The organism is Propionivibrio sp., from assembly GCF_029255185.1.
Lineage (GTDB): Bacteria > Pseudomonadota > Gammaproteobacteria > Burkholderiales > Rhodocyclaceae > Propionivibrio.
This window is the reverse complement of the sequence record NZ_JAPUVO010000130.1, coordinates 72,885-91,591: the sequence shown is the minus strand read 5'-3', so window position 1 is coordinate 91,591 and position 18,707 is coordinate 72,885. Positions and strand designations below refer to the sequence as shown.

Genomic DNA, 18,707 nt, shown 5'->3' with positions numbered 1-18,707 from the left:
TTGCGGCAGTTGAGCAAAAAAGGATGATGGGGAGGGCGACGGTTCTGGTGGCGGTGAGATGACGGGCCGGAAATCTCAAAAATGAATCAGAGTATCCTCTACAAAATTACGTTTCCAAACGGGAAAATCTATATCGGCAGTAACGCCGCACCAGAATAGAACAGAAGCATTGCATCCCTATGCCGAATTACCCTGATTTTATCCAAAGGCGCGTCCATTTTTCCCGGATCGGGGAATTTGACCGCTGCTCGCGCTTAAGTCCGACGGGCTGTTAGGAGAGCGCCAAAAATGCGCCAAGCGCTGCTGATCGACTGGGTTCTGATTACCGCCCTGGGCTGGCTGTTGATTGGCGTCATTGGCGTGAGTTTTCCACGCAATTTCAGACTGATCAGCCGCGTTCTTTTCCCGCTCGGCGCGCTCTGCGCCCTGCTCCTTGCCCTGCTCGCACTCTTTGGCGTCGGCGCCAGCCCGCAAGTGCGCATCCTGCCCCTCGGCCTGCCTGACCTGCCCTTCCATTTGCGTCTCGACGCACTATCCGCCTTCTTCCTTTTCCTCCTTGGCGCGACCGCTGCCGGCATCTCGATCTACGCCGCCGGTTATTTCCGCAAGGGCGAGGGTACGGCGCCCGGCCTGCAATGCCTGCTCTATCACATTTTCCTGACCAGCATGGCCTTCGTTATGCTCGCCGACGACGGCTATTCCTTCATGGTGGCCTGGGAATCAATGGCGCTCAGTTCCTTCCTCCTGGTCACCTCGGAACACCGCCATGCCGAAATCCGGCGTGCCGGCTATCTCTACCTGCTGGTTGCGCACATCGGCGCCGTCGGCATTTTGCTGTCCTTTGGCGTGATGGCGGGCAGCGCCGGAGACTACACTTTCGACGCCATGCGCAACTTTTCAGTTGCGGGCTTCTGGCCAACCATCGCTTTCCTGCTCGCACTTTTCGGCTTCGGCGCCAAGGCCGGCCTCCTGCCGCTGCACATCTGGCTACCCGAAGCACACCCAGCGGCCCCCTCGCCGGTCTCGGCAATGATGAGCGGCGTCATGCTCAAAACGGCAATCTACGGCCTGTTGCGCGTCAGCTTCGACCTGCTGCATGCGCAACTGTGGTGGTGGGGCATTCTGCTTCTCCTGCTCGGACTGGTCACTGCCCTGTTCGGCGTGATCTTCTCAACGGTGCAAAGCGACATGAAACGCCTGCTCGCCTACTCGTCGATCGAGAATATCGGGCTAATTTTTGTTGGCTTCGGGCTGACCCTCATCTTCAAATCCTTCCTGCTGCCCAGTCTGGCCGCCCTGGCGCTGACCGCCACCCTTTACCATTGTCTGAATCATGCCTTCTTCAAAAGCCTGCTCTTCCTGTGCACCGGCTCGGTTTTGCATGCCACACGCGAACGCAACCTCGGCAAGCTCGGCGGCCTGATTCACCGCATGCCATGGGTCACCTGGCTGGCACTCATCGGTGTGCTGGCTTCGGCCGGCCTGCCACCATTCAACGGCTTCGTTTCCGAATGGCTGCTGCTGCAAAGCTTCCTGTTCACCTCCGGTCTGCCGCAAGGCTATCTGAACATGCTGCTGCCGGTCGTTGCCGGCGCCGTCGCGCTGATCGCCGCACTGGCCGGTTTTGCCATGGTCAAGTTTTTCGGCATCGTCTTCCTCGGCCAACCACGCGAGGAAAAGCTTGCGCAAGCCCGTGACGCTGGCCGCCTGGAACGTCTTGGGCTGCTCTGGCTGGCCGTTGGCTGCGTGCTGCTTGGCCTGCTCCCCAATGTCGTCATTGCGCTGCTCGACCCGGTCACCCGCCTGTTGGTCGGCAGTGGTCTGCGCTACACCGCGACCAGCCATGGCTGGTGGCTACTGGCGCCGATCAGCGAGGATCGGGCCAGCTACAGTCCGGCCATTTTCCTGGTCAGCATTGCCCTGTTCATGCCGCTGGTCTATTGGGTGGTGCGCCGCTTCTACCATGGACGCCTACAGCGCGTCCCGGCCTGGGACTGCGGTTTCCCGCTGCAAACCAGCCGCATGCAGGACACCGCCGAGGGTTTCGGCCAGCCGATTCGCAGAATTTTCTCACCTTTCTTCAAACGCACGCGCGAACACCCGTCACCCTTTGATACCCACCCGCGTTACCGCAGCCTGGTCGAAGACCCCTTCTGGTACTGGCTCTACCTGCCCATCGCCAGGATCGTCGAGCAGGGTACGCGGCTGATCGCCTTCCTGCAGCAGGGGCGGATCGCGATCTATCTGCTTTACAGCTTTGTGACGCTGCTCACCCTTCTGGTGCTGACCCGCGGATGAACGCATGAACGTCTACGCTCTGCTTGCCCAACTGCTCGAACTCGTCATCGCACTAATCCTGGCGCCTATCCTCAATGGCTGGGTCAATCAGTGCCGCGCCTGGCTGCAAAACCGTTCAGCGCCGCCGCTGCTGCAAACCTATTACACGCTCTCCAAGCTGTTGCACAAGGATGTGCTGCTGGCACACAACGCCTCATCGCTATTTCGGACCGCACCCTACATCATTTTTTCGTGCATGGCGCTGGCGGCGGCCATCGTGCCGACCTTGTCCACCGACCTGATTTTCTCTCCGGCCGCCGACGCCATCGCCCTCGTCGGCCTCTTCGCGCTGACGCGGGTTTTCATCGCGCTGGCCGGCATGGATGTCGGCACCTCATTTGGCTCACTCGGCTCAAGACGCGAAATGCTGATCGGCTTCCTGGCCGAACCCGCCCTGTTGATGGTTTTCTTTACGGCCTCGCTGATTTCGCAGTCCACCTCACTGTCAACTATCGTTGAAACGCTGGCCCACAGCGAGTTTGTCATTTATCCGAGCCTGGCGTTTGCCGGCGTCGCCTTCACTATGGTTTCGCTGGCTGAAAACGCCCGCGTACCGATCGACAACCCGACCACCCACCTTGAACTAACGATGATTCACGAAGCCATGGTCCTCGAGTACTCGGGCCGTCATCTGGCGCTCATCGAATGGGCCGCCAACCTCAAGTTATTTGCCTATTCCTGCCTCGGCATCGCCCTATTTTTCCCCTTCGGCATACCCGAAACGGCTGACCCGACCGCACTTGCCCTGGCCGGCGTCATCCTGATCCTTAAACTGCTGGCCGGTGGTTTCATGCTGGCGTTAATTGAAACCGTAAGCGCCAAGATGCGCATCTTCCGTGCGCCCGAATTCCTCGGCACCGCATTCCTGCTTGCAGTACTGGCCATGCTGGTGCACCTGCTGTTGGAGACGGGGCAATGAGTGCAGTGAACGCCTCGCTGATCCACGCCATTCCGCTCAGTAGCCAGGTAATCAATCTGTGTGCGGCGATTATGCTCCTGCTCGGCTTCGCCATGTTGGCGCAGCGCCGCGTCCTGACGCTGATCAACCTATTCATGCTGCAAGGTCTGGTGCTCTTTATATCGACCTTGATCGTCGCGTTGACCACCAGTCAGAGTCATCTGCTGTGGTCGGCCGGACTCACCCTGCTGCTCAAAGTCATCGCCCTGCCGCTCATCCTGCATCGCCTGATCCGCCGCTTGTCGGTCAAGTGGGACATCGAAACCCTGCTCAACATCCCGACCATCATGCTGATCGGTATTGCACTGGTGGTTATCGCCTTCAACGTGGCGCAACCCATTTCGCAACTTTCAGGAACCATCACGCGCGCCACAATCGGTATTGCGCTGGCCTGCGTCCTGCTCGCCTTCCTGATGATGATTACGCGCAGCAAGGCGGTGCCACAGGTCATTGCCTTCCTGGCCATGGAAAACGGGCTCTTCTTCGCCGCCACCAGTGCCACCTACGGCATGCCGATGGTCGTTGAGCTCGGCATTGCACTCGACGTGATGGTCGGCATGGTCATCCTCGGCGTCTTCTTTTTCCAGATCAGGCAACAGTTCGATAGTCTCGACATCCGGCACATGGAGAGGAACAAGGAGCAATGATCGAACTGGTGCTGGTGCTCGTCACCCCCTTCGCCACCGCGCTGCTGCTGGCGCTCTTCGGCCACCGCCGCGGCGCCGCCGAAATCAACTCGGCAGGCAGCCTGCTGACGCTGCTGGCGGCCGCACTGCTGACCATCCGCGTAATCAACGACGGCCCGATGGTTCTCTATGACGAACAGTTTTTCGTCGACCCGCTCAATGTTTTCCTGATCGCCCTCACTGCCCTCGTCGGCTTCACCACCTCGCTCTTCTCGCGCCCCTACATGCGTGTCGAGCACGACCACGACCGCCTGTCAGTCAACCGGCTGCGCCTCTATCACAGCATGTTCCAGATGTTCATGTGCACCATGCTGGTCGCCCTGTCGACCAACAACCTCGGTATCCTCTGGGTGGCCATGGAAATGGCGACGCTGACCACCGTCCTGCTGGTCGCCCTCTACCGCACGCCGGCCAGCCTGGAAGCGGCCTGGAAATACTTCATTCTGTGCGGCGTTGGCATCGCCCAGGCGCTGTTCGGCACCATCCTGATCTATTTCGCTGCCGAACGGATCCTTGGTCACGAAAGCGGCGCGCTCTTGTGGACGCACCTTGATGCCGTCAAGAGCCAGCTTGAACCCACCGTACTCTCGTTAGCTTTCGTCTTCCTGTTTGTCGGTTACGGCACCAAGACCGGCCTCGTACCCCTGCACAACTGGCTGCCGGATGCCCACGCCGAAGGCCCGACGCCGGTCTCTGCGGTGCTCTCCGGCCTACTGCTCAATGTCGCGCTGTACGCCATCATCCGCTGCAAGGTGCTGGTTGACGGCGCGCTGGGAACGCACTTCGCTGGCAACCTGATGATCGCCTTCGGCCTGCTCACTGTCGTTGTCCCGGCCTTTTATCTGGCGCGGCAAAAAGACGTCAAGCGACTCTTTGGCTACTCGTCGATCGAACACATGGGTCTGATCACTTTTGCCTTCGGCATGGGCGGCCCGGTCGCCAGCTTTGCCGGCTTGCTGCACATGACCGTGCACTCGCTAACCAAATCGGCGATCTTTTTTGCCGTCGGCCACGCCGCACAAATGGCCGGAACCCAGATCATCGATGACATCAAGGGGCTGATCAAGCAATCACCGACCATCGGCTGGGGGCTGATGCTCGGCTCGCTGGCCATTCTCGGCATGCCACCCTTCGGCGTGTTCACTAGCGAATTCATGATCCTGACCACCGCCATCAAACATTACCCGTGGGCCACGCCGATTCTGCTGATGGCGCTGGGTGTGGCCTTTGCCGCCATGTTTCAAAAGGTACAATCCATGGTTTTTGGCGAACCGACGGTGCGGCCGCTGGCGCACAATCCGGCACTGCTGCCGGTATTTGTTCATCTCGGGCTGGTGCTCATGCTCGGCCTGTGGATCCCGCCCTACCTCGCCGACTGGTACCGGCAGGCCGCCAAATTGATCGGCTGAACAGACCCATGCAATTTCTCAATCAAGCCATCGAATTCAAACCGCTTGCCGAGCACGCGGCGCTGACCTTCGCGGCGCGGGTCAGTACTCGTGAGCTGCTCGCCTTCTGCACCGCCGCGCATCAGGCCGAACGCCGGCTGATCGCGCTGTGGGGCAGCGATGAACGGGATCGTGACGCAAAATTTGGTTATGCGTTGCACCTCGCCTTCGATCTGGCCGAAGGACTGGTCTGCCTGACACTGCCGCTGCCGACTGAAAATCCGGAGTTCCCCGACCTGGCACTGGCTTTCCCGGCCGCTGACCGCATGCAACGCACCGTTCGCGACCTGCTCGGCGCCGCCCCGCAGGACGGCGATCAGCGCCCCTGGCTGCGTCACGCCAACTGGCCCGCCGACCATTACCCTTTGCGTCGCGATACCCCGGATACCCGTTTCGCAACCTGCAACGAGAACTATCCCTTCGTTCGCGTCGAGGGTGACGGGGTCCACGAAGTCGCGGTCGGCCCGATCCATGCCGGAATCATCGAACCCGGCCATTTCCGCTTTTCGGTGATGGGCGAAAGCGTGCTGCGCCTCGAAGAACGGCTCGGCTGGAAGCACAAAGGCATCGAGCGCCGCTTTGTCGGCATGGCCTTGAGCGACGGCGCTCGCCTGGCTGGCCGCGTTTCCGGCGATTCGACGGTCGCCTATGCCTGGGCCTATAGCCAGGCCGCCGAAGCCATCAGCGGCACCCCGCCGCCGCCGCGTGCACTGTGGCTGCGCGCGCTGCTCCTCGAACACGAACGGGTGGCCAACCATCTGGGCGATCTCGGATACCTGGGCAACGATGTGGCGCTGGCGTTCGGACTGACCCAATTCATGCGCCTAAAGGAAGACTGGACCCGGCTCAACGCCCGGCTATTCGGCCACCGCCTGCTGATGGATCGCATTGTTCCTGGCGGCATCGCCGTCGACCTGGACGCCCAGGGCGCGCAGGCCGTCATCGACCACTGCCACACGCTGGCGAACGAAGTACGCCAGCTGAAGAAAATCTACGACGAGCATGCCGGTCTGCAGGACCGCTTCCTCAGTACCGGTCGGATCACACCCCAACTCGCCAAACGCCTCGGCATGATTGGTCTGGCCGGGCGGGCCAGCGCCCAGGCCTGGGATCTGCGCTGCAATCATCCCTGCGAACCTTACGATCAACTGGCGCCAAAAATGGTTATCGAACGCAACGGCGATGTCGCCGCACGTGCTCTCGTTCGTTTTGCCGAGATCAGCGAGTCGCTGCACCTGATCCACAAAATCGCCAGCGACCTGCCACCCGGCCCAATCCGCAGCGAGTTCTTTAGCGCCGCCGATCGGCGCGGCTTTGGCTGGATCGAAGGCTGGCGCGGTGATGTCCTGGTCGCCCTGGAAACCGGTACTGATGGCCAGATCCGGCGCTGCCATTGCCACGATCCGTCGTGGCAGAACTGGCCGGCGCTCGAACACGCGGCGATCGACAACATCGTTCCCGATTTTCCCCTGATCAACAAATCCTTCAACCTCTCTTACGCCGGACAGGATTTATGATCCCGCTGCTCAGACAAATCCTTCGCACCGGCATCGTCAGCGAGCCGGCCCCCACCGTTGACGATGCCTTGTGCGCCACCACCGAACGCCTCTCCAACGCGCTGACCCGGCAGCTTGGCCGTGCGCTGGTCATCCGCCACATCGATGCCGGATCGTGCAATGGCTGCGAACTCGAAATTCATGCCCTCAACAATCCCTATTACAACCTTGAAGCGATGGGCATTAAATTCGCCGCCAGTCCACGCCACGCCGATCTGCTGCTAGTCACCGGCCCGGTCGCAAAAAACATGGAAGTCGCGCTCAAGCGCGCCTACGCCGCCACACCGGAACCCAAGCTGGTCGTTGCCGTTGGCGATTGCGGCTGTACCGGCGGCCTCTTCGGCGAAAGCTACGCCTCCTGTGGCCGGGTATCCAACATCATCCCGGTCGACGTTTCCATTCCCGGCTGCCCACCTACCCCGCTGCAACTGATTCAGGGCATCCTGGCCGCCATCACCCCGGCCGCAGACAGTACGTCCTGAGCGGACAGCACATGGTACAGCTCACCCGTCGTCTCACCATTCACGGCCATGTACAGGGCGTCGGTTTCCGCTGGTCGCTGAGTGCCGAAGCCAGAGCCCTAGGGCTGCGTGGCTGGGTGCGCAACCGTCGTGACGGCAGCGTAGAAGCCTTGATTTGCGGTACGCCGCAAACTGTCGAAGCGCTTACCGCCTGGGCCTATCGCGGCCCGCCCAGCGCCCGGGTCGAGCGCGTTTTATGCAGCGACGAGCCCGACGCTGAAAACCTCGAAGCAGCAGCCGGCTTTGAACAGCGTCCGACTTTTTGATTTGCCGGGAACTTGCCGAGCCGCTATGCTTACTAATCTGCTCAGGATTCGGTACTCAGCCGTTTCTTATCCCTTGTTTTTTTATCCCTTTTAACAACCGATCTATGGAGAAAAGTTATGGCCGTTCTCGTTGGCAAACAAGCCCCTGATTTCACCGCAAACGCCGTCATGGGCAACAATGAAATCCGCAGTTACACCCTGTCCGCCGAAACCGGTGGAAAGTATGCGGTGATTTTCTTTTATCCGCTCGACTTCACCTTCGTCTGCCCATCCGAACTAATCGCTTTCGACCACCGTTTGGCCGAATTCAAGCAACGCGGCGTTGAAGTCATCGGCGTCTCGATCGACTCGCAATTCACCCACCTCGCCTGGAAGAACACCCCGGTCAACAACGGCGGCATCGGCCAGGTGCAGTACCCGCTGATTGCCGACGTCAAGCACGAAATCTGCCGCGCTTATGACGTCGAATTCGCTGCCGCTGGCGTGGCTTTCCGTGGCTCCTTCCTGATCGACAAGAAAGGCACCGTTCGCCACCAGGTGGTCAACGATCTGCCGCTCGGCCGCAATGTCGACGAAATGCTGCGCATGGTTGATGCCCTGCAATTTACCGAAGAGCACGGCGAAGTCTGTCCGGCCGGCTGGAACAAGGGCAAGGCTGGCATGAAGGCTTCAACGGCTGGCGTTGCCGAATATCTGGCGGCGCACTCCAAGGAACTGTAACGCATTCCCGAGCACGAGCCTGCCGGCAACGCCGGCAGGCTTTTTATTGACGGTCAGTTGTAGTCAACGCTGACGTTCTCGCTACTGAGCCATTCGCCAAGCGACGCCAGTAAATCGTCTTCCAGTCGTACCCGACTGTCTTCTCCGAGCGTCAATTCACAGACCGCATCGGCATTGCGGTAGGCCAGACGCACCGGGCAATTGCCCGGGGTATAGGGGGCCAGCAAGCTGCGCAGACGCTGCACGGCAGTCTGGGCATTCGCTCCACTGGCCTGCCCGTTAAGCGAAAGGCGCAGATGCCGGGCAAAGCGGCCGCGTGCTTCGGCCAGCGTCAGCAAGCGCTCGGCGATGACGCGCACTTTGCCTTCGCCGGCGAAGTCGTCGCGCTGAACCTTGCCTTCGATGATCAGCACTTCGTCGTCCTTGATCTTGCTCCGTTCGGTTTCAAACAGTTCATTGAACACCGAAACCTCCAGCAAGGTCGTTCCATCGTCGATCTGTACGAAGGCCATTTTGCCGCGCGAGGTGAACTTGGTGCGTACCCCAACCACCAGGCCGGCCAATAGTTGCGGCTCTTTTCTGGCCTCCAACGCGGAAAGTGGTTTGCGGGCGAAGCGCGAAACCTCGGCTTTGTAGCCGTGGAAAGGGTGCCCGGAAAAAAAGAAACCGAGTGCCAGCTTTTCCTCGGTCAGCTGTTGCCTTTCCTTCCAGCGTGGCACGTCACGATACTGGGGTCCGTGCTCGGCGTTGGTGGCACTGTCGAAAACATCGAACAGGCTGACTTGCATGGCGTTGCGTTCGGCCTGTTCAGCCGCTTCCATCGCGATGCCCACCGAAGCCATCAGGCGTCCCCGATGGTCATCCAGCGAATCAAAGGCTCCAGCGCGAACCAATGCTTCGATGCTGCGCCGGTTGACCATGCGCTTATCAACGCGCAGACAGAAGTCGAACAGATCCTTGAAATTCCCCGCATTCTGGCGAGCCTTGAGAATCGAGCTCACCGCCTGCTCACCGGTCCCCTTGACCGCGCCCAGGCCATAACGGATGGTACTGCGATCAACCGGCGTGAAACGGTACTCCGAGGCATTCACGTCCGGGCCGAGGACGGTCAGTTTGTTGGCGATGGCGTCGTCATAAAATATCTTGACCGCATCGGTATTGTCCATGTCTGACGACAGCGTTGCCGCGATGAAGGCTGAACAGTGATGCGCCTTGAGCCAGGCCGTTTGATAGGTGATTACGGCGTAGGCCGCAGTGTGCGACTTGTTGAAACCGTACTCGGCAAACTTGGTCATCAGGTCGAACAGTTGCTCGGCGAGCGCTGGATCGTAGCCCAGTTTTTTGGCGCCGGCGGCAATCGTTGCGCGGTGTTTGTCCATCTCCTCGGCTTTTTTCTTGCCCATCGCACGGCGCAGCATGTCGGCGCCGCCCAGTGTGTAGCCACCGATGATCTGCGAGATCTGCATCACCTGTTCCTGATACACGATAACGCCATAGGTCGGCGACAGGCAGGCGGTCAGATCGGGATGGAAGTAGTCGATCTTCTGCTGACCCTTTTTGCGCAGGATGAAGTCATCGACCATCCCGGAACCGAGCGGTCCGGGACGGTAGAGCGCGAGGACGGCGATGATGTCCTCGAAACGGTCGGGCGAGAGCTTCTTGAGCAGCTTCTTCATGCCCTCGGATTCGACCTGGAAGATCGCCGTGGTGTTGGCATCCTTGAGTATCTGATAGGCCTTCGGGTCGTCGAAGGTCAGCACGTCAAGATCGGGACGCGCGCCGGTGAGTTGCTCGACGTAATCAACGGCCAGCTTGATGATGGTCAGGTTGCGCAGGCCGAGAAAGTCGAACTTCACCAATCCGACTTTTTCGACGTCATCCTTGTCGAACTGCGAGATGACCGAGCCACCGCCGTCAGCCGAATAGAGCGGGCAAAAATCGGTGAGCTTGCCCGGAGCAATCAGCACGCCGCCGGCGTGCATGCCGACGTTGCGCGTCAGATCTTCAAGACGGGCGGCTAGATCGAACAGATCCCGGACTTCCTCAGCCTCTTCGATCTTGACTTTCAGTTGTGGTTCGGCCTCAATCGCCTTGGCCAACGACAACGGCTTGTTGGCTTCCAGCGGGATCAACTTGGATAACTGGTCGCAGACGTTGTAGGGCAGATCGAGCACGCGCCCGACATCGCGGATCACCGCTTTCGACGACATGGTGCCGAAGGTGGCAATCTGCGACACTGCCGCCGCACCGTATTTTTCGCGAACGTATTCAATGACGCGCCAGCGGTTATCCTGACAGAAGTCGATGTCGAAGTCGGGCATCGAAACCCGTTCCGGATTCAGGAAGCGCTCAAAGAGAAGCGCGTAACGCAGCGGATCAAGATCGGTGATGCCCAGCGAGTAGGCGACCAGCGAACCGGCACCGGACCCCCGTCCGGGGCCGACCGGGACGCCGTTTTTCTTCGCCCAGTTGATGAAGTCGGCAACGATTAGGAAGTAGCCGGGGAAACCCATCTGTACGATGGTGTCGGTCTCGATCTTCAGGCGGGTAGCATAAGTTGGGCGCTGTGTCGCACGCTCGGTGGCATCCGGGAACAACTGCAACAAGCGTTTTTCAAGGCCGCGCGCCGCTTCCTGACAGAGAAAATCGTCGAGCGTGATGCCCTCCGGGGTTGGGAAATCGGGCAAATAATTTTTACCGAGCGTAATCTGCAGATTGCAGCGCTTGGCGATTTCCACCGAGTTCGCAAGCGCTTCCGGCAGATCGGAGAACAACTCTGCCATCTCGTCCATTGATTTGAAGTATTGCTCTTCGGTGTACAGTCTCGGACGCCGCGCGTCACCCAGCATATAGCCCTCGGCGATGCAGACGCGCGCCTCATGCGCCTTGAAGTCGTCGCGCACAAGGAACTGGATCGGATGAGTGGCCACCAGCGGCAGGCCCAGATCGGCGGCCAGATCGGCGGTCGCTGCAATCAGCGACTCCTGTTGCGCCTGTCCGCGCGGATGGACGCGCTGCACCTCCAGATAAAAAGCGCCGTGAAACAGGCTTGCCCAGTAACGGGCGCGACTCGCCGCCTGCTCGACATTACCCTGCAACAGAGATTCCCCGATGTCGCCACTACCCGCGCCAGAGAGTGCAATCAGTCCATCGACCCCAACGTCACGCAGCATCTGGCGCGTGATTTCGGCGCGCCCTCGCAGTCTTGGTGCCAAGTAGGCGCGGGACAGAAGTTCGCAGAGTTGCAGATAGCCCTGCCGCGAACGGCACAGCAGAAGCATTCGATAGGGGCGGTCGGGATCGCTCTTGTTGGCCACGAAAACATCACTGCCGAGCACCGCCTTGACGCCCTTGCCGCGCGCCGAAGAATAAAACTTGACCAGACCGAAAAGGTTGGACAGATCGGTGAGCGCCAGTGCCGGCATGCCGTAAGCGACCGCGCGGGCCACCGCATCGTCAAGACGGACAATGCCATCGGTGATCGAATATTCACTGTGCAGACGAAGATGGACGAAACGGGTTTCAGGCATCCTGGCATTTTACCCGAATGCGCGGAAAGCCTCGCCCCAACGATCTGGTTGCGGAGTACCCTTTAGGCGAAGCCGCCGAGTTTGGTCGGGGATGGATAGCGCGGACGCCATAGGTGTCCTTGCCCTGGCTGTCAATCGGGAGTTGCCTGTTGCTCGATGTACTGCCGAATGATGCTAATTGGGGCACCGCCACAGGAGGCGGCGAAGTAGCTGGGCGACCACAATCCGCCCTTGAGATAGTAGCGCTGGGCAATATCCGGTCGTTCCTTGCGCAGTACCCGACTGGAAGCCCCTTTGAGACTGTTCACTAGTGCCGATACGGCAACCTTGGGTGGATAGTTCACCAGCAAATGCACATGGTCACGTTCGCCGTCCATTTCCACCAGGTCGGCCTCGAAGCCAGTGCATGTTTTAGCGAACAATTCTTTGAGCCGGTAAATTGCATCGCTATCGAAGACCTTGCGGCGATATTTCGCCACAAAAACCAGGTGGATGTGCATGTTAAAAACACAGTGCCGCCCGTGTCGAATGTCATTGTTTGTTTGCATAGACCAAACTATAATTTAGCCGTGAACTGCTTGCAAGCCTACAAATACGAACTACAGCCCAACGGCGACCAGCAGCGCAATACGCGCCGCTTCGTTGGCTCGTGCCGGTTCGTATTCAACAAGGCGCTGGCGATGCAGAAAGCCAGATACGAGCAGGGCGAGAAGAAGCTGGGCTGGATTCGCTACCGCAATAGCCGGGACATTCTCGGCACAGCGCAGAACATCACCGTATCTTGCAACGGCGGCAAGTGGTTCGTGTCGATTCAGACTGAGCGCGAGATTGCAGAGCCGGTCCATCCTTCAGCCTCGATCATCGGCATCGATGTGGGTTGCAGCTACGAGAACAACGCCGATCTGGTCGGCGCGATGCGACTGAGCAGGGGTTTGCTTGTTTAACGCCGTAGGAATCCCCAGCCTTCAGGCCGGAGAGGATGTCAACATCATGCGTGCTGCCCTGTTCGTTAGCTCTCCTCTGGAGCTGCTGCGTGCGTGTGTCGGATACCAGAAGTCAGGGAAAAATATTTTGCTTCGCGCCCGTAAGCAAGGCAAACCACAGCAAAGGAATGTACTAATGCAGAGCGACGACCCGCTGGCGATCCCCCTGTGGATCAATGGCCACGCTTATCTCACGCTAGCTCCGGCCTTTCTCGATGTCCGCAATCCGGCCAGTGGCGAGGTATTGCGCCGCACACCGCTGTGTGGCGCGGGTGAAGTGAAACAGGCGGTCGTTGCGGCAACAGACGCGCTGCCAGCCTGGGCGGCACAACCCAGCGTAGCGCGTGCTGCACTGCTGGCTAAGGTGGGTGAGGCAGTATCCGCTTATGCCGGGCATCTCGCCCAACTGATCGTCGAGGAATCCGGTAAGGACGGCGCGCTGGCCGCTGCCGAAGTTGCCGACGCTGTGGCGCTCCTGCGTTCTGCGCCAACCGGCGATGTTTCGGCAGTGTTAGCTATTGTCGGCAACGCACAAGCCCCCCTGCTCTCTTCCTTGCGGCTTGCCGTCCCAGCACTGATGGCGGGTTCGACGGTTGTTATCCGGCCGTCTCCGGAAACACCATCGGCGATTTTCGCGCTGGCCGAGTTGACCGGCCGTTGTGGGTTCCCCGGCGGGGTTTTCAATATTCTGCAGGGCGGCGATGTGGCGGTAGACGCTTTGCGCGCTGCCGCAGGCGTTAGCCTGCTCATTGCGTGACCTGGCGCCCTATGATCCCTTCTCCGCTGCGTCGGCTTATCCTTCCAAGACCATGAGCGACCACAGCCATCACGACCATCATCACGCCGATCCCGGGCCGCGCCTGGTCTGGGCCCTGCTGTTGACACTCGGCTTTGCAGTGCTTGAAGCGGTAACCGGTTTCTGGTCCGGGTCGCTGGCGCTACTCGGCGACGCCGGGCATATGGTGACTGACAGTGCCTCGCTCGGCCTGGCCGCTTTTGCCGTCTGGCTGAGCAGGCGTCCTCCCTCAAAACGTCACTCCTACGGCCTGGGTCGCGTCGAAACACTGGCCGCTCTGCTTAATGTCCTGTTCATGGTGGTGGTGGTGGTCAGCATCTCGGTGGCCGCAATCCAGCGTTTTCTTGAGCCGACGGCAATCAATGGTCAGGCCGTAACGCTGGTTGCGCTGGCCGGTCTGCTCATTAACATCGGTGTTGCCTGCTTGCTCATGCATGGTGAGCAAACGATGAATACACGTGGCGCCCTGCTGCATGTGCTCGGTGATCTGCTCGGCTCGGTGGCGGCGCTGGTCGCTGGTGCGGTGATTGTTTTCACCGGCTGGACGCCGATCGATCCGCTGCTCTCTCTGCTCATTTGCTTGCTGGTCCTCGGCTCCAGCCTGCGGCTCTTGCGTGAGGTCTTGCACGCATTACTCGAAGGTGTTCCGGCGCACCTTTCCCTGGAGCAGGTCGGGCAGGCGCTGGCGACCGTTCCCGGCGTCAACTCGGTCCATGATCTGCACATCTGGACCTTGTCGTCAAATCGCATCGCGCTGTCAGCGCATCTGGTGGTCGATGACTTTTCCCAGTGGCCCGACGTTCTGGCGGCTGCCCGGCACGTGTTGCTGCATCAGGGAATTGCCCATGTCACCTTGCAGCCAGAGTCTGCCATGCACCCGGTTCGCTGGTTATCGCGCGCTGCCGCCGCCAGCAGCAAAGATGCATAAAAAAACGCTGCCCGAAGGCAGCGTTTTCAGGTAGCGCATACGACCCCGAAAAACTACGCAGCTACCGCCGTAGCCGCCGCCCTCCGGCGTTGTACGAAGATAACCAGCGCCAGCATTCCCAAGGTCGGGATGAACAGCCACTCAGGCGCCGGCTGAGTGGATTCCATTTCAATCGCCGTCACTGTCTGACCCTGCTTGAAGCCGGCCTTGTCAGCCTTGCTACGGAACTTGACCGCAGCAACTTCCAGTTGATCGCCATTGGTTTGCAAGCGCAGACCGAACCTCTCGAAGCGCTGGGCCGCCGTGCCCGCTTCGCCGAGCGGCAGCAGCATGCCTTTGTTGACCAACTTGCCGTTCAGATCTTCACCTTCGATCCAGACGCGCAGATCCTCGTTGGCCGGTGCTTTCTCGGCAATCTGCATGATCTGCGTTGGCGCCACCTTGTTGTAAGGCGGAACAATCATGTCCATCCAGAAGTTCGGTCGGAACAGGCTGAACGCGATCAGCAGCAGCAGGGCGCTTTCGTACCACTTGCTGCGGGTGATGAACCAGTTCTGCGACGCGGCAACGAAAATCAGGCTGGCGGCAATGGCCGAAACGACGACCAGAATGAATTGCGAAATGCTGTCGATGCCGATCAGCAGCAGTTGCGTGTTGTAGATGAACATGAAGGGCAGGACGCTGGTGCGGATGCTGTACCAGAAGGCGGTAAAGCCGGTCAGCATCGGATCGCATTTGGCGATGCCCGCCGCCGCGTAGGCCGCCAGTCCGACCGGCGGCGTCACGTCGGCCATGATGCCGAAATAGAAGACGAACATGTGGATGGCGATCAGCGGGACGACCAGTCCGCTCTGCGCGCCAAGTTCGACGACTACCGGCGCCATCAGCGTCGACACGATGATGTAGTTGGCCGTCGTCGGCACGCCCATGCCGAGGATCAGCGAAGCGACGGCGACCATGCACAGCATCAGCAGCAGGTTGCCGGCCGAGATCAGCTCGACCACTTCAGCCAGCACCAGACCGATGCCGGTCAGCGTTACGGTACCGACGATGATGCCAGCGGTCGAGGTGGCGATGGCGACGCCGACCATATTTCGCGCACCAGCAATCAGGCCCGTTTTCAGATCCTGGAAGCCCTGCGCCCAGTCAGCCTTGATCTCGCGCTGACCGCGGAACCAAGCGCCAAGCGGACGTTGCGTAACCAGGATGAAGATCAGGAACATCGTTGCCCAGAAGGCCGACAGCGCTGGCGAAAGCTCCTCGATCATCAGATTCCAAATCAGGGCGGCGACCGGCAACAGGAAATGCAGGCCGCTCTTGATCGTCGGCCCCGGCTCGGGCAGCTTGAGAATCGGTGAATTCGGATCCTCCATGTGCAGCTCGGGATAATTTGACTCGTACTTGACCAGGCCGATGTAAGCGCCGAGCATGAGCAAGGCGATGACAAGCGTGGACGCGTCACCGGCAACGCCCTTGATCCAGCCCAGGCCAAAATAAACGACATTGGCCAAGAGAATGACGCCGCTCACCGAGAGTACGAAACCGATCAGGCGATTCATCAACGGCGGCATGTTATCGCGCGGGATGCCGCGAATGTCGGCCTTGCAGGCCTCCAGGTGCACGATGTAGAACAGCGCGATGTAGGACATCAGCGCCGGCAGGGCGGCGTGCTTGATGATCTGGGTGTAGGGAATGCCGACGTACTCGACCATCAGGAAGGCCGCAGCGCCCATCACCGGCGGCATGATCTGGCCGTCGACCGAGGCGGCGGTTTCAACGGCAGCGGCCACGTGGGGCTTGTAGCCGACGCGTTTCATAAGCGGGATGGTGAAGGTGCCGACGGTCACCACGTTAGCGATCGAGCTGCCCGAAATAAGGCCGGTCAAGCCCGAGGAGACGACCGCTGCCTTGGCCGGGCCGCCGCGCATGTGGCCGAGCAGCGAGAGCGCTGACTTAATGAAGTAGTTGCCGGCGCCGCCCGTATCGAGCAGCGCACCGAAGAGCACGAAGAGAAAGACGAAGCCCGACGAGACGCCCAGCGCAACGCCGAAAACGCCTTCGGTGGACAACCACAGATGCGTCATGCCCTTGCCGAACGATGCCCCCTTGTGCGCAATCATCTCTGGCATGTAAGGGCCGAGAAAGATGTAGCCGATGAAGAGCAGAGCCATCAACGTCATCGGCAGGCCAATGACGCGGCGCGTTACTTCCAGCAGGAGAGTGACGCCGGCCAATGCAACCACCAGATCGAAGGCGGTCGGCTGACCGGGCCGCGCGGCAAGTTCGGCGTAAAAAAGGTATAGATAAGCCCCACAAAAGGCGCCGAGCAGCGCCAGCACCCAGTCTTGCACCGGGATGCGGGTGCGTGGCGAACTCTTGAGTGGTGGGAAAAGCATGTAGCCCAGAAACATCGCAAAGGCCAAGTGGATTGAGCGTGACTGGGTATCGTTGAGAACAAATATGCCAAACGCGAACGGCAGCGGCGAGGCAATCCAGAGCTGGAACAGCGACCATGCCATCGCCGCGTACATTACGATCTTGGCTGCCAGGCCACTCGGTCGGCGCCCCCCGGTATCCGATTCGGCAACCATTTGCCGGATTTCGTCGTCGGTCAATTCCGACGTCTTAACTTCATTTTCGTTCACTGACTGCCCCCTATTTTAAATAACATAAAACGCAAGACGGCTCCGTTGAGGAGCCGTCCCGAATCAGCAGGCGCGCATCGCGTCGCCTAGGCCATTCTTACATCCAGCCTTTTTCCTTGTAGTACTTGACGGCGCCCGGATGTAGCGGTGCCGACATGCCGTTCTTGATCATGTCCTTCGGCTCGAGATTGGCCAGCGCCGGATGCAGTTTCTTGAACTCCTCGAAGTTGTCGAAGACCGCCGAGACCATGGCATAGACGACATTATCCGGAACCTTGGACGAGGTGACGAAGCTGGCCACGACGCCAAAGGTCTTGGTCGCCTCCGGGTTACCTGGATACATGCCGCCGGGGATCGTCGCGTAGGCGAAGTACGGATACTCCTTGACCAGTTTGTCGACTGCCGGACCGGTAACCGGCACCAGCTTGGCGCCGCAGGTGGTGGTCGGATCCTGGATGTTGGCCGCTGGGCTGGCGACGACAAAGCCAAAGCCGTCGATCTTGTTGTCACACAGCGCCGGGCCGTGCTCGTCGGGCTTCAGTTCGGAGGTCAACGAGAAGTCACTGGTCTTCATGCCCATACTGGCCATCAGCATGTCGACCGTGGCGCGCGTACCGGAACCTGGATTGCCGACATTGAAGCGCTTGCCCTTGAAGTCTTCGAACTTTTTGATGTTGGCTTCCTTGCGCGACAGCACCATCAGCGCCTCGGGGAATACCGAGAACACTGCGCGCAGATCGCTGTGCGCTCCACCGTCCTTGAACTGAGCCAGGCCCTTGACGGCATTGTATTCAACGTCGGACTGGGCGACACCGAAGTCAAGTTCGCCGGCCTTGATGGTATTGATGTTATAGACCGATGCAGCGGTGCTCTCGACTGAGCAGCGGATACCGTGCTTGGCTCTTTCCTTGTTCATCAAACGACAGATGGCGCCACCAGCGACGTAATAGACGCCGGTCACACCGCCGGTACCAATGGTGACAAATTTCTGTTGTGCCACGGCGACCGGGCTGGCCAGTGTTACACCAAGCGCCAGAGCGGCGGCGATAATTGTTAGTTTCTTCATTGTTGATCTCTCCTTTAGTGTGCCGATAAATGAAAGCTGGTGAGGCAAGCGCCTCTTTCGCTTACTTTGCGTCCCCTCGACCTCTACATGAATTGGGCCTGTTGTAGCCGGGGGTAGGGTAGCGCTAAACGACTGACTCGTAAAGTACGTTGCAAAAAATGCCCTGAGGAAGCGCCGTTTGACCAGGCCAACGCCAAGGTCGGCTTGTTTCAAGTCGTGCTAGGATGAGCGCTCGCTTTCGGGGGTGGCTATCATCGATCCGTGCAA

Annotated in this window: 15 protein-coding genes; 11 read left to right on the top strand and 4 right to left on the bottom strand. The window is 59.8% G+C overall.

Annotation, left to right across the window (positions count from 1 at the left end):
• Positions 1-288 precede the first annotated feature (288 nt).
• From hyfB to Q1J43_RS13765, 8 genes are all read left to right on the top strand, one after another.
• The gene (gene hyfB / locus Q1J43_RS13800; RefSeq protein WP_301103083.1) at positions 289-2,298 is read left to right on the top strand and encodes a hydrogenase 4 subunit B; all 2,010 of its coding nucleotides are present in this window, start codon (positions 289-291) and stop codon (positions 2,296-2,298) included.
• Between the two features lie 4 nt (positions 2,299-2,302).
• Complete coding sequence (locus Q1J43_RS13795) at positions 2,303-3,256, top strand: NADH-quinone oxidoreductase subunit H (RefSeq protein WP_301103082.1); 954 nt, start codon at positions 2,303-2,305, stop codon at positions 3,254-3,256.
• Positions 3,253-3,942: a formate hydrogenlyase gene (locus tag Q1J43_RS13790; RefSeq protein WP_301103081.1), complete on the top strand. Its 690-nt coding sequence runs from the start codon at positions 3,253-3,255 to the stop codon at positions 3,940-3,942. Before Q1J43_RS13795 ends, Q1J43_RS13790 begins: the two co-directional genes overlap by 4 nt.
• A complete protein-coding gene (locus tag Q1J43_RS13785) occupies positions 3,939-5,390 on the top strand; it encodes a hydrogenase 4 subunit F (RefSeq protein WP_301103080.1) in 1,452 nt (483 codons plus the stop codon). The genes Q1J43_RS13790 and Q1J43_RS13785 overlap by 4 nt, the downstream gene beginning before the upstream one ends.
• An 8-nt stretch (positions 5,391-5,398) precedes the next feature.
• Positions 5,399-6,946 (top strand): NADH-quinone oxidoreductase subunit C, encoded by a 1,548-nt coding sequence (locus tag Q1J43_RS13780; RefSeq protein WP_301103079.1) that lies wholly within the window; start codon positions 5,399-5,401, stop codon positions 6,944-6,946.
• Positions 6,943-7,467: an NADH-quinone oxidoreductase subunit B family protein gene (locus tag Q1J43_RS13775; protein WP_301103078.1), complete on the top strand. Its 525-nt coding sequence runs from the start codon at positions 6,943-6,945 to the stop codon at positions 7,465-7,467. Before Q1J43_RS13780 ends, Q1J43_RS13775 begins: the two co-directional genes overlap by 4 nt.
• Before the next feature lie 11 nt (positions 7,468-7,478).
• Positions 7,479-7,772, top strand: a complete 294-nt coding sequence (locus Q1J43_RS13770; protein ID WP_301103077.1) for an acylphosphatase — start codon at positions 7,479-7,481, stop codon at positions 7,770-7,772.
• A 117-nt stretch (positions 7,773-7,889) separates the two neighbouring features.
• Positions 7,890-8,492 carry a peroxiredoxin gene (locus Q1J43_RS13765; protein WP_301103076.1) on the top strand — a complete coding sequence of 201 codons (603 nt, stop codon included), beginning with the start codon at positions 7,890-7,892 and terminating at the stop codon, positions 8,490-8,492.
• Positions 8,493-8,545: 53 nt separating this feature from the next.
• Here Q1J43_RS13765 and dnaE read toward each other — a convergent pair whose 3' ends face one another.
• Positions 8,546-12,022 carry a DNA polymerase III subunit alpha gene (dnaE, locus tag Q1J43_RS13760; RefSeq protein WP_301103075.1) on the bottom strand — a complete coding sequence of 1,159 codons (3,477 nt, stop codon included), beginning with the start codon at positions 12,020-12,022 and terminating at the stop codon, positions 8,546-8,548.
• A gap of 131 nt (positions 12,023-12,153) precedes the next feature.
• Positions 12,154-12,570: an IS200/IS605 family transposase gene (tnpA, locus tag Q1J43_RS13755; protein WP_301103074.1), complete on the bottom strand. Its 417-nt coding sequence runs from the start codon at positions 12,568-12,570 to the stop codon at positions 12,154-12,156.
• 21 nt (positions 12,571-12,591) lie between these two features.
• On the opposite strand from tnpA, the gene Q1J43_RS13750 reads away from it, so the two are divergent.
• The 3 genes from Q1J43_RS13750 to Q1J43_RS13740 are packed head-to-tail and all read left to right on the top strand — an operon-like array spanning position 12,592 to position 14,729.
• Positions 12,592-12,966 carry a helix-turn-helix domain-containing protein gene (locus Q1J43_RS13750; RefSeq protein WP_301103073.1) on the top strand — a complete coding sequence of 125 codons (375 nt, stop codon included), beginning with the start codon at positions 12,592-12,594 and terminating at the stop codon, positions 12,964-12,966.
• Positions 12,959-13,762, top strand: coding sequence for an aldehyde dehydrogenase family protein (locus Q1J43_RS13745; RefSeq protein WP_301103072.1), 804 nt, complete (start codon positions 12,959-12,961; stop codon positions 13,760-13,762). Before Q1J43_RS13750 ends, Q1J43_RS13745 begins: the two co-directional genes overlap by 8 nt.
• Positions 13,755-14,729 (top strand): cation diffusion facilitator family transporter, encoded by a 975-nt coding sequence (locus Q1J43_RS13740; protein WP_301103071.1) that lies wholly within the window; start codon positions 13,755-13,757, stop codon positions 14,727-14,729. Before Q1J43_RS13745 ends, Q1J43_RS13740 begins: the two co-directional genes overlap by 8 nt.
• Before the next feature lie 53 nt (positions 14,730-14,782).
• On the opposite strand, the gene Q1J43_RS13735 is transcribed toward Q1J43_RS13740, so the two are convergent.
• Entirely contained in the window at positions 14,783-17,374 is a 2,592-nt protein-coding gene (locus Q1J43_RS13735; RefSeq protein WP_301103070.1) for a TRAP transporter permease, read from the bottom strand.
• 97 nt (positions 17,375-17,471) lie between these two features.
• A complete protein-coding gene (locus Q1J43_RS13730; RefSeq protein WP_301103069.1) occupies positions 17,472-18,440 on the bottom strand; it encodes a TAXI family TRAP transporter solute-binding subunit in 969 nt (322 codons plus the stop codon).
• Positions 18,441-18,707 lie beyond the last annotated feature (267 nt).